Source organism: Microcella sp. (genome assembly GCF_025808395.1).
Taxonomy (GTDB): domain Bacteria; phylum Actinomycetota; class Actinomycetes; order Actinomycetales; family Microbacteriaceae; genus Microcella.
On sequence record NZ_CP075524.1, the window covers coordinates 1,153,094 to 1,164,756 of the forward strand.

The window sequence follows — 11,663 nt, forward strand, 5'->3', positions numbered from 1 at the left end:
AGGCTGAGCGGGATCGAGTTGCAGGACGCGAGAACTAGGCAGAGCCCCGCGATACCGATAGTCCTGAAAGTTCGCCGGATTCTCACAGCTTTCCCCACCAGCAGGATTCCTGATATCCGCCGCCTGATGGCGCAAGATACTCCAAGAAGTTGAAGCAGCCACCGCCACCCACTGGCTTTCCGTCGAAGACGGACATGGCGTGTGAGAGCGCAAGACCTTCGAGCCATTTGACCGAGTACAGTGCGTTTCCCATGAGCGCCGACTGATCGGCGCGACCTTCTTCGTGTCGCATTAGCGCCGCTCGCGTTGGACCAAGCAACGTCGGCGTTTCGATGCTCGAGATGATCACATTTCCAAGGGTAATCGTGCCTTGGAACGAGGTTGCGCCGCCACACACGGCGATGAGATTCGCTTTCACGGCGCAGTTCTTGCCGGCACCACTGGCGTTGGCCACGATTGCACCAATCGCGCTCAGCGGACTATTATGAACAAGTCGGCCTGCATTTTTCACAGTGGATACCGTTGACTTCACAGCAGTCTTCACTCGACTGAAGCCGATTTCGAGTGAGCGCGTGAAGCTGTTCCACCAGCTACTAAACGCCCACCCTGCTGCAGACGCCCACATCCCCGTCAGGTCAACCTTGTTCACCGGATCCGCCGGGTAGTCATGCGCGTTATCGACACCCCCCTCAACCGGGTCCACCGACAGGAACCGACCCAGCGACGGCACATACACGCGCGCCCCCATCTGCACCACCGCCACCGACCCCTGATGCTCATACAACTTCCGATGCCCAACCACGAAGGCGTAGTCGGCATCGCCCGGAGCGTTGTCGATCACCGAGTCGTCCGCGGTTGAGGTGCCGATGCGCCCGGTGACCGGGTCGATCGGCTGCCCCCACGGGTCATACCTGACCACAGCCCCGACCCGCACACCATCCCCGTCCGCTTCCACAATGACACTGCCGAGCATGTTCGGATACGTCCACTGCTCACGGCTTTCAGCTCCGAGCACGAAGCGTGCGGCGGCACCACCGGGAAGAGCAACCGTGTATTCCGTGATCGCGCCCACAGCATCCACCACCAGCCCTGACACGTCGCCTGAGGCGGTGTGGGCGTAGCGGGTGGTGAGGTCGTTCTCCGTGCCGGGAGCATCGACCGTGCGGGAGACGATGCGGTTGGCCGCATCCCGTAGATACGCGATCACCGTCTCAGTGTCATCACCGTGATCGATCGTGGTCGAGACGTGCCGGTTCGCCACATCAAACACCAGGCTTTGGTCAGCGAAGGTCGTCGTGTTGCCGTGCGCGTCATACGCCAACTCCCCGCAGAAACAAGCCCCAAGGGAAAGTCCAGCTCGCCTCGTCTTGAGACGAATCCAAGATGGAGTCCAATCGAAGCTGACGGCGTGAGTACCCAAAGACGAGAACAGCCCACGCAGCGACCACGCCGATCCAGATCAAGAAGACTCGACGCACCATCAATTGCCTTCTCCTCTTCACAATTCACCCGTCTGGCGGAGGCTCCTGACTCTAGTCAGCCAGCCGCCCGGCGGTGCCGAGCGTTCGGAAGGTCACTGGGTACGTCCGCACTGAGATTGCATGTGATGTCAGACCATTAAGCGGTAGCGCCGTATCGCTGGCGCGCGGCTTCGCCGCTGGTGCCGATCGCGTTACCCACCTCACGCCAAGACAGGCGCTGTTCGCGAGCAGCGCGCACCGCGTCAGCGAGTTCGCGCTCGGCGACGTCTCGCCGCCATGCGGCCAGCTTGACGGCCATCACGGGCGGCACGGGTGCGTCGAGGTCGCCGGGCTTCGGGTCGTATCCCTCGAACATGTCAGCGAACTCGTCGGCACGTGCAGTGATCTCATCAATGGAGCGGGGGGTCATAGTGTTCACCTCACATACTTAGCTCGTGCTGGCCGCATCGCGTGAGCGATCGCGATGATGCCGTGCCATTCGATGACACCGACTTCGACCAGCGTGGCGGTCTCATCGGGGCCAATAAACATCGTCATCGCATCGTCTTGCACGAAGTGTCGGATGGGAAATCGAAGCGCGTGGAGCATCGCCGCCTCTGAGACACCGTGCCGGTGGGCACTGTCAAGGATGATCGGGCTCGGCTCCACTTCGCAAGTCTACTTGTCACAAGTTAAGTTGACAAGCTTGCCGCTGGTTCTCGTCTAGACCCCCGGATCAGCTCTGCAACGCTGCGCGTCTAGGCTAGGAACGCGCCGCCACGAGCCGCGCATCCGTACCCCCGTGCTGACCAGCACCGTGCCCCAAGGAGGCCGCAGCCGTGCCCGCAGAGAACCTGACCCGCGTCGAAGCCCACGAACGCAAGACGACTGTCGAGACCGAGAGCTATGACGTCGCGCTCGATCTGACGACCGGCGACGAGGTGTTCCGGTCGACGTCGACCGTGACGTTCTCGGCCACCGAGGGCGCGAGCACCTTCATCGACGCGATCACGCGCACCGTGCACAGCGTCACGCTCAATGGTGCCGAGCTCGACCCGGCCGCCGTGGCCGACGGCACGCGCATTCAGCTCGACGGCCTCGCCGAGCACAACGTGCTCACGGTGGTCGCCGATCACGAGTACACCAACTCGGGCGAGGGTCTGCACCGCTTCGTCGACCCCGTCGACGGCGAGGTCTATCTCTACTCGCAGTTCGAGGTGCCCGATAGCCGCCGCGTCTTCGCCGTCTTCGAGCAGCCCGACCTGAAGGCGACGTTCCGGTTCACGGTGACGGCGCCCGCCAGCTGGGTCGTCGTGTCGAACGCGCCCGTCGAGAGCCGCACCGAGTCGGGCGACGCCGCCACGACCACTTTCGCGCCGACGCAGCGCATGTCGAGCTACATCACCGCGATCATCGCGGGCCCCTACCAGAGCGTGCACAGCGAACTCACGAGCAGCGACGGCCGCACGATTCCGCTCGGCATCTTCGCCCGCGCGAGCCTCTTCGAGCACCTCGATGCCGACTACATCTTCGACATCACGTGCAAGGGCTTCGAATACTTCGAGTCGAAGTTCGGTGTGGCCTACCCCTTCGAGAAGTACGACCAGCTCTTCGTGCCCGAGTTCAACGCGGGAGCGATGGAGAACGCGGGCGCCGTGACCTTCACTGAGGTCTACATCTTCCGCAGCAAGGTCACCGACGCCGTCAAGGAACGTCGCGTCGTCACCATCTTGCACGAGCTCGCGCACATGTGGTTCGGCGACCTCGTCACCATGAAGTGGTGGAACGACCTGTGGCTCAACGAGTCGTTCGCCGAATGGGCGTCGACGATCGCCACGGCTGAAGCCACCGAGTGGCACGAAGCCTGGACCACCTTTCAAGCCATGGAGAAGAGCTGGGCATACAAGCAAGACCAGCTGCCGAGCACGCACCCCGTCGTCGCCACGATTAATGACCTCGAAGACGTGCAGGTCAACTTCGACGGCATCACCTACGCCAAGGGCGGCAGCGTGCTCAAGCAGCTCGTCGCGTGGGTGGGGCAAGACGCCTTCTTCGCCGGTGTCGGCCAGTACTTCCAGAAGCACGCGTGGGGCAACACCGAGCTCAGCGACCTGCTGCACGAGCTCGAGCAGACGAGCGGCCGCGAGCTCACCACGTGGTCGCAGCTGTGGCTCGAGACGGCGGGCGTCAACACCCTGCGCCCCGAGCTGACGGTCGACGAGGAGGGCATCATCACGAGCTTCGCCGTGCTGCAGAGCGCGCACCCCGACTACCCGACGATCCGCCCGCACCGCATGGCGATCGGCTTCTACGACCTGGTGGATGGTGCGCTGACGCGCACTCACCGCCACGAGCTCGACGTCGACGGCAACCTCACCGAGGTGCCCGAGCTGATCGGGATGCCCCGACCGTCGCTCGTGCTGCTCAACGACGACGACCTCGCCTACGCGAAGATTCGGCTCGACGACGAGTCGCTCGCCGTCGCCATCGAGCACCTGTCGAAGATCGAGAACCCGCTCGCCCGAGCGCTCGTGTGGGGCTCGGCGTGGGATTCGACGCGCGACGCCGAGACCGCACCGCGCGACTACGTGCGCCTCGTGCTCGGCAACATCGCCACCGAGACCGAGTCGACCACGGTGCGCACCACGCTCATGCAGCTGCTGACGGTCGCTCGCATGTATGTCGACCCGGCAGCCAGGCCCGGCACGATCGCCGAGATCGGCGACGCGCTGTGGTCGCTCGCTCAGAGCGCCGAGGCCGGCAGCGACAGCCAGTTCCAGTTCGTGAAGTTCTTCGCCAACATCGCGAGCACGCCCGCGCACGTCGACACGCTGCGCGGCTTGCGCGACGGCACCGTCACACTGCCCGGCGTCGAGATCGACACCGACCTCGAGTGGGAGCTGCTCGAGGGCCTGGCGCTCAACGGCGCAGCATCCCGAGCCGATATCGAAGCCTCGCTGGCACGAGACAACACGTCAAACGGCCAGCAGGCGGCCGCGCGCGCCGCGGCCGCGCTGCCGGGTGCCGAAGACAAGCGGGCTGCCTTCGACTCGCTCGTCGCGAGCGACGACCTGCCCAACGTCGTCGTGCGCATGACGACGATGGGCTACACGCACGTGAACGACCCGGCCAGCCTCGAGCCGCTCGTGGCGCCCTACTTCGATGCACTCACCGACGTGTGGGCGAACCGCACGCACGCGATCGCCGAATATATCGTGCTCGGTCTCTACCCGGCGCCGCTCGCCTCGGCCGAGCTCGTCGAGGCGACGCAAACGTGGCTCAGCGCCCACAGCGACGCTGCGCCGGCGCTGCGCCGCCTCGTCACCGAGAACCTCGCGGGGGTCGAACGGGCACTGGCGGCTCAGGAGCGCGACCGGGCCTGATCGACCGCGACACCGTCGCGGCCTTGCACGTCGCGCGCCCAAGTGCAAGCCCTTCTGGCTGTGCCACTGCCCGACCTACCGTGAAGGTGACAGCACTGGTGTGAGAGAGGGGAACATTGTGGACGCCATTGAGCACGTGCACGACGGCACGGAAGTGTTCGACAGTCGTGGAGAGTCGATCGGAAAAGTGCGCGAGGTTCGCATGGGTGACCCCGAAGCGGCGACGGGCGAGGGCCAGTCAATGCCGGGCTCGCCGATGTCAGACCTCTTTCGCGGCCTGTTCAGCTCGTCGCCCGACATCAGCCCCGAACAGGCAGAGCGACTCGTCCGTGTGGGCTATCTGCAGATCGACCGGCCGCTCTTCGAGCGCGACGCGTACGTCGCGAGCGACAGCATCGACCGCGTCGACGGCGACAGCGTGCACTTGAACATCGTCGTCGAGTAGCGCGCGTTCGCAGCGCTGCTCGATCGTCGCCGTAGACTGGCGCGCGATGGAGACTTTCGACTGGGCAGCGTTCTGGCAGGGCGTCGGCGAGTTCTTCGCCGTCTACGACGCCCCGTTTCGCATCGTCGGGGTGATCGTCGGCGCGGTGGTGCTGCGCTTCGTGCTCGTCATCATTATTCGACGCGTCGTCGACCGTGTGGTCTCGGGGGTCAAGAAGGCTCAGAACGTCGACGACACCGTCGAACTGAGCGCCTCGCCGTTGCACGCCGTGCGCGTCGTGCAGCGCACCCGCACGATGGGATCAGTGCTCAACAACCTGGTGACCTGGGCTATCGTCTCGGTCGCGTTCGTGCTCATTCTGGGTGAGTTGAACTTCTCGGTCACCGCGCTCATCGCATCAGCAGGCATCTTGGGCGCTGCGCTCGGCTTCGGTGCGCAGAACGTCGTGAAAGACATGCTCAACGGGCTCTTCATCGTCTTCGAAGACCAGCTCGGTGTCGGCGACATCGTCGAGTTGCAGTCGTCGCAGGGCCCCGTCACGGGTGTCGTCGAGACGGTCGGTGTGCGCGTGACGCAAGTGCGCGACGTCGTCGGAACCCTCTGGTACGTGCGCAACGGCGAGATCGTCAACGTCGGCAACAAGTCGCAAGGCTGGGCGCGCGTCATCATCGACCTGCCTGCGCCATACACCTCAGACGTCGACGACGTGCAGCGGGTGATGCTTGAGACGGCGGCTGCCATGGCGGCCGAACCCGAGTACAAGCGCAAAGTGCTCGAGAAGCCCGAGATCTGGGGTATCGAGTCGGTGTCGGCCGAGGCGCTCGTCATTCGCCTCGTCATGAAGGTGCGGTCTGCCGACCAGTTCGACATCGCACGGGCTCTGCGCCTGCGCCTCAAGCTCGCGCTCGACGAACTGGGTGTTGCGGTGCCGTCGCTCAACCGCGTCATCATGGATGGCCTCGCAGCCCCACCGGCGAAGAACGGCACTCGTCGACCGCCGGCCAAACTGCCGGACAGCGAGAGCTGAGATGGTCGAGATCGGTCGCGCTCTCGGCGACCCGCAGCAGACCTTCTTCGAGCAGGTCGGCGGTCACGAGACCTTCGAGCGGCTGGTGCGCCGCTTCTATGAGGGCGTCGCCGCTGACCCCGTGCTGCAGCCCATGTACCCCGAGGACGACATGGAGGGTGCCATCTGGCGCCTCACCGCATTTCTCGAGCAGTACTGGGGCGGCCCGGGCACCTACAGCGAGCAGCGGGGGCACCCCCGATTGCGGATGCGCCACCAGCCTTTTCACGTGAACCCCGACGCCCGCGACCGGTGGCTGGGGCACATGAGGGCCGCCGTCGAGAGCCTCGCGCTCTCTGCCTTGCACGAGGCGACGCTGTGGGACTACCTTGAGCGCGCCGCCTTCGCCATGGTCAACACCTTTGAGGAGACTTGAGTGACTGATCCCGCACCGTACTCGACACCAGATCCGTACTCGCGCGCGACGCCGGCAACGGCGCTGAGGGCCCCCGAGGGCACCGACCCGTACACGCCGTGGATCTGGCTCATCGTGGCGATTCCGGTGGTGCAGACGCTGCCGATCTTCTTCATCGACTGGAGCGCCTTCATCAGCGCGAGCATCAGCGATCCGACCGGACTCGGGCCGTACATGGTGCTCTTCTCCCCCGCCTACCTCGTGCTCATGGCGTTCGGCTGGATCGGGCTCGGCCTGCAGATCTGGTTCGCCTACCTCGACTGGCGAGAGCTGCAGCGTCGTGGCGTGCCTCAGCCGTTCCACTGGGCCTGGATCTTCTTGGCCCTCGCCGTGAGCTACGCCGTGTATTCGATCGGCCGTTCTGTCGTGGTGAAGCGCCGCACCGGTCGCGGGCTCGCCCCGATGTGGGTGACGATCGCGACGATCGTGGGCGGGTTCGTCGTCGGCATCTGGCTCACCGTGGTCATGTTTCAGCTGGTGTTCGACGCCGTCATGATGATGCCGTTCGGGCCCTGAGCAGCACCTGACGGGCGTGGCGCAGCAGGGGCTCGTCGATCATCTGCCCGTCGAAGACGAAGACTCCTGCTGCACGCTCGGCTGCGTCGATGATGGCGCGCGCTCGCTCGACGTCGGCCGTGCTCGGCCGATAGGCCTCGCGCACGGTCTCGACCTGCGAAGGGTGAATGCACGCGGTGGCGGTGAACCCCTGCGCGGCGGCATCTCGGGCTTCGGCTGCGAGACCTTCGAGATCGGCGATGTCGAGATGCACGGCATCGATCGCGGCGATGCCGTGGGCTCCGGCAGCGAGCAGCACCCGCGCTCGAGCGTGCACTGCGACGTCACGATAGCGGGCGTCGTCGTGCCGACTCGAGGTTCCGCCGAGAGAGGCGACGAGATCTTCTGCACCCCACATGAGCGCGACGACGTGGGGCTGCGCAGCCAGGGCTTCGCACGCGAGCACCCCGTGCGCGGTCTCGCACAGCGCAATGACCGAGAACCCGTCGAGACCGGAGACGTCGACGGCCTTGGCGAGCATGATGGTGCGGTAGTCGGTCTGAGCAAGAGCAGCGAGGTCGAGCTCGTGGTCGGCCGTGCCGCGAGGGTTCACCCGCACCACCGTCGTCGCCGGGTCGAGCGGGGTCTCGATGAGTGCTCGCCGCGCTGCCTCGCGGTCTGCGGGCGCGACCGCGTCTTCAAGGTCGAGAATCACTGTGTCGGCGCGCGCCGCCGCCTTGTCGAAGCGGTCGGCACGGTCGGCGGGGCAGAACAGCAGCGCAGGGCCGATGACCACCGTCACGAGCCGCGGCTCTCGCACCAGACGAGCACCGATCGCTCGGCAGTGGCCACGATCTCGCCCTTCTGGTTGTGCGCCGTGTGCTGCAGCACGACGATTCCCTGACCCGGCCGAGACGCCGACAACCGCTTGCTCTCGACGACTGTCTCGAAGTACAGCGTGTCGCCGTGCACCACCGGGTGCGGAAACGCCACAGACCCGAACCCCAGATTCGCCACGATGGTTCCCTGGGTCAATTGGGCGACGGATGCTCCGACCATCGTCGAGAGCGTGAACATCGAGTTGACCAGCCGCTCGCCGAAGGGCTGCTCGGCCGACCACGCCGCGTCGAGGTGCAGTGATTGCGTGTTCATCGTCATGGTGGTGAACAGCACGTTGTCTGCCTCGGTGACGGTGCGGCCCGGGGCGTGCACGTAGGTCGTGCCGACCTCGAACTGCTCGAACCACAGCCCGCGCTGCTCGATGCGTCTGCCTGTCGTCATGCGAACCCCAGTTGTCTCGAGATGATCATGAGCTGCACCTCGGTGGTGCCCTCGCCGACTTCGAGGATCTTCGCATCACGGTAGTGCCGCGCGACGGCATTCTCGTTCAGGTAGCCGTAGCCGCCGAAGATGTGGCTGGCATCGCGGGCATTGGCCATCGCCGCTTCACTCGAGACGAGTTTGGCGATGCTGGCCTCCATCGTGAACGGGGTGCCGGCGACGATGCGCCGCGCTGCGTCGTAGGTGACCAGTCGCGCCTGGTGCACGCGCGCCTGCATGCGCGCGATCATGAAGGCGATGTGCTGGTTGTCGCCGATCGGCCGCCCGAAGACGACGCGCTCTTTCGCATAGCGAATGGCCTCGTCGAGGCACCCCTGCGCCGCACCCGTGCAGAGCGCAGCGAACGCCACCCTTCCTTCGTCGAGGGTCTGCAGAAAGTTGACGAACCCGCGGCCGCGCTCGCCCAGCAGGTTCTCTTTCGACACCCGCACGTTCTCGAAGGTGAGGGGGTGCGTGTCTGACGTGTGCCAGCCGACCTTGTCGTATGCGGGGCCGACAGTGAGACCCGGCGTGCCGCTGGGTACGAGAATCGCACTGAGTTCGGGGGCACCGTTCTCGCGCCGCCCGGTCACGGCGGTCACAGTGATGAGCCGCGTGATCTCGGTGCCCGAATTGGTGATGAACTGCTTCGAGCCGTTGATGACCCACTCGTCGCCGTCGAGCTCGGCGGTGGTCTGCGTCGCCCCCGCGTCAGAGCCGGCCTCGGCCTCGGTGAGACCGAACGCGGCGAGCGCCTCGCCCCTGGCGAGCATCGGCAGCCACTCACGCTTCTGCTCTTCAGTGCCGCTGCGCAGAATGGGCATGGCGCCGAGGCCGACGCCTGCCTCGAGGGTCACCGCGATCGACTGATCGGCGCGCGCCAACTGCTCCACCGCGATGCAGAGCTCGACGTATCCCGTGCCCTGCCCGCCGTACTCCGTCGGTATCGCGAGGCCGAAGAGCCCCCTCTCGCCCATCTGCCGAATGATGTCGTACGGCAGCTCGCGCTTGGTGTCGTACTCGTACGCGGCGGGTGCGACGACGGTGTCGGCGAACTCGCGAATCTCATCGCGCAATCGCTGCTGCTCGGGGGTGAAGTCAATCATGCCGGTCTCCTTCGTGGGGGTCGATTCTCGCGACGACCTGGTCTTGTCGAACCTGGTCGCCCACCGAGACCGAAATGGTCACGGTGCCGGCGATGGAGGCGAGCGCTGCGTGCTCCATCTTCATCGCCTCGATCGTGACGAGGGGGTCTCCCTCGACGACCGAATCTCCTGTTGCCGCTGCGACGGCCACCACGGTGCCCGGCATCACAGCGCGCACGTGCGGATCAATGGTGCTCTGCGCCCGATCGAGCCCGGCGCGGTGCGCCGCGAGCAGCTCTGCTCGCGTGCGTCGCCGCAGGCGATGCGTGGTGCCGTCGACGTGCACCCACGTGGTGTCGTTCGTTCGCGCGACCAGGCTGCGAGTGAGCGCGCCTTCCCGATGCACGGTGACGTCGCCTGCATCGTCGACCACCCGCATCGTCTCGGTGCGCCCATCGATGGTCACCTCGACCCCGTCTTCAGCACTCGCGACCGCCACGCTCGCACCGTCGACGTCGTAGCGCGCGGCGCGATGCTCGCCCATGCGCCACCCGGTCGGTTGCCGCCACACCGTGGCCCCCGCAGCGGCTCGCGCATGCTCGAGTGCCGCGGCGATCGCCCGAGCGGTGAACGACGAGGGTTCGGGTGCCACGACCGCACGCTCGATGAGGCCCGTGTCGATGTCGCCTGCGCGCACGGCGTCGACGGCGAGGATCGCGCGAAGAAACGCTGCGTTCGTCTGCACGCCCAGCACCACCATGTCGGCGAGCGCAGCATCCAATCGATCGATCGCCTGTTCGCGGCTGTCGCCGTGCGCGATCACCTTCGCCAGCAGCGGGTCGTAGTCTGCCCCGACGACGAGACCGTCGTGCAGCGCGCTGTCGACTCGCACCCCCGCGCCCTCGGGGTCACGCACCCGCAGCACCGTGCCCGTCTCGGGCAGGAAACCGCGTGCCGGGTCTTCTGCGTAGAGTCGCGCCTCGACGGCGTGCCCGGTGAGGGTGAGCTCAGGCAGCGCAAGCCGTTCACCGGCGGCCATGCGCACCTGCTGCTCGACGAGGTCGACACCCGTGACGAGTTCTGTCACCGGATGCTCGACCTGCAGTCGAGTGTTCATCTCCATGAAGAATAACTCGTCTGGGCGGTCGGCTGAGACGAGAAACTCGACCGTGCCAGCACCGACGTAGTCGACGCTGCGGGCCACCTCGCAGGCCGCGACGCCGATGCGCTCGCGGGTCTGCTCGTCGAGCAGGGCAGACGGCGCCTCTTCGATGACCTTCTGGTGCCGCCGCTGCAGCGAGCATTCGCGCTCGGCGAGGTGCGCAACCGACCCGTGCTGGTCGGCGAGCACCTGCACCTCGATGTGACGAGGGTTCGAGATGAACTTCTCGAGCAGCAGGGTGTCGTCGGCGAACGCTGATGCGGCGACCCTTCGCGCGCCGCGCAGGGCTTCGGGCAAGAGGTCGGCACTCGTGACGACCGACATGCCTTTGCCCCCGCCGCCGCCCGACGGCTTGATGATGAGCGGAAACCCGAGTTCAGCCGCTGCGGCGATGAGCTCGTCGTCGGTCGAGCCGGCGGCCCCGAAGCCTGGGGTGATCGGCACTCCGCGCGCCGCCACGTGCTCGCGTGCGCGAATCTTGTCGCCCATCGCCGTGATCGCCGACACCGGGGGCCCGATGAAGACGATGCCCGCCGCTTCGCACGCGCGCGCGAAGTCGGGATTCTCTGACAGGAAGCCGTACCCGGGGTGGATCGCCTGAGCGTTCGACGCGAGAGCGGCGGCGATGACGGCGTCGATGTCGAGATAGCTCGACGCGGCCGGGGGCGGGCCGATGCGAACGGCGTGGTCGGCCTCTCGCACGTGCCGAGCGTCGGCGTCGGCGTCGCTGTACACCGCGACCGAGGTGATGCCGAGTGTGCGCAGTGTGCGCATCACGCGGCAGGCGATCTCGCCGCGGTTGGCGACGAGCACGGTAGTGAACATGCTCATG

The 11,663-nt window shown here is 66.2% G+C and carries 12 protein-coding genes; 5 read left to right on the forward strand and 7 right to left on the reverse strand.

Features of this window, described 5'->3' with window-relative positions; translation table 11 throughout:
* Nucleotides 1–82: 82 nt before the first annotated feature.
* The 3 genes from KIT89_RS05685 to KIT89_RS05695 form a co-directional block, all read right to left on the reverse strand.
* Nucleotides 83–1,270 carry an RHS repeat-associated core domain-containing protein gene (locus KIT89_RS05685; protein WP_297603657.1) on the reverse strand — a complete coding sequence of 396 codons (1,188 nt, stop codon included), beginning with the start codon at nt 1,268–1,270 and terminating at the stop codon, nt 83–85.
* Nucleotides 1,271–1,617: 347 nt separating this feature from the next.
* A complete protein-coding gene (locus tag KIT89_RS05690) occupies nt 1,618–1,890 on the reverse strand; it encodes a hypothetical protein (protein ID WP_297603658.1) in 273 nt (90 codons plus the stop codon).
* 5 nt (nt 1,891–1,895) lie between these two features.
* Nucleotides 1,896–2,129, reverse strand: a complete 234-nt coding sequence (locus KIT89_RS05695) for a hypothetical protein (RefSeq protein WP_297603659.1) — start codon at nt 2,127–2,129, stop codon at nt 1,896–1,898.
* A gap of 170 nt (nt 2,130–2,299) precedes the next feature.
* Here KIT89_RS05695 and pepN point away from each other — a divergent pair, with 170 nt between their 5' ends.
* The 5 genes from pepN to KIT89_RS05720 all read left to right on the forward strand — a co-directional run bounded on the left by pepN (nt 2,300) and on the right by KIT89_RS05720 (nt 7,285).
* Nucleotides 2,300–4,843: an aminopeptidase N gene (gene pepN / locus KIT89_RS05700; RefSeq protein ID WP_297603660.1), complete on the forward strand. Its 2,544-nt coding sequence runs from the start codon at nt 2,300–2,302 to the stop codon at nt 4,841–4,843.
* A 118-nt stretch (nt 4,844–4,961) separates the two neighbouring features.
* Nucleotides 4,962–5,288 carry a hypothetical protein gene (locus KIT89_RS05705; RefSeq protein ID WP_297603661.1) on the forward strand — a complete coding sequence of 109 codons (327 nt, stop codon included), beginning with the start codon at nt 4,962–4,964 and terminating at the stop codon, nt 5,286–5,288.
* A 46-nt stretch (nt 5,289–5,334) separates the two neighbouring features.
* The gene (locus KIT89_RS05710; RefSeq protein WP_297603662.1) at nt 5,335–6,315 is read left to right on the forward strand and encodes a mechanosensitive ion channel domain-containing protein; all 981 of its coding nucleotides are present in this window, start codon (nt 5,335–5,337) and stop codon (nt 6,313–6,315) included.
* 1 nt (nt 6,316) lies between these two features.
* A complete protein-coding gene (locus tag KIT89_RS05715) occupies nt 6,317–6,730 on the forward strand; it encodes a globin (protein WP_297603663.1) in 414 nt (137 codons plus the stop codon).
* Nucleotides 6,731–7,285: a hypothetical protein gene (locus tag KIT89_RS05720; RefSeq protein ID WP_297603664.1), complete on the forward strand. Its 555-nt coding sequence runs from the start codon at nt 6,731–6,733 to the stop codon at nt 7,283–7,285.
* On the opposite strand, the gene KIT89_RS05725 is transcribed toward KIT89_RS05720, so the two are convergent.
* The 4 genes from KIT89_RS05725 to KIT89_RS05740 are packed head-to-tail and all read right to left on the reverse strand — an operon-like array spanning nt 7,260 to nt 11,662.
* Nucleotides 7,260–8,066, reverse strand: a complete 807-nt coding sequence (locus KIT89_RS05725; protein WP_297603665.1) for a CoA ester lyase — start codon at nt 8,064–8,066, stop codon at nt 7,260–7,262. The genes KIT89_RS05720 and KIT89_RS05725 overlap by 26 nt on opposite strands.
* Nucleotides 8,063–8,545: a MaoC family dehydratase gene (locus KIT89_RS05730; RefSeq protein WP_297603666.1), complete on the reverse strand. Its 483-nt coding sequence runs from the start codon at nt 8,543–8,545 to the stop codon at nt 8,063–8,065. Before KIT89_RS05730 ends, KIT89_RS05725 begins: the two co-directional genes overlap by 4 nt.
* Nucleotides 8,542–9,690 carry an acyl-CoA dehydrogenase family protein gene (locus KIT89_RS05735; RefSeq protein ID WP_297603667.1) on the reverse strand — a complete coding sequence of 383 codons (1,149 nt, stop codon included), beginning with the start codon at nt 9,688–9,690 and terminating at the stop codon, nt 8,542–8,544. Before KIT89_RS05735 ends, KIT89_RS05730 begins: the two co-directional genes overlap by 4 nt.
* Entirely contained in the window at nt 9,683–11,662 is a 1,980-nt protein-coding gene (locus KIT89_RS05740) for a biotin carboxylase N-terminal domain-containing protein (protein ID WP_297603668.1), read from the reverse strand. Before KIT89_RS05740 ends, KIT89_RS05735 begins: the two co-directional genes overlap by 8 nt.
* Between the last annotated feature and the right edge of the window lies 1 nt (nt 11,663).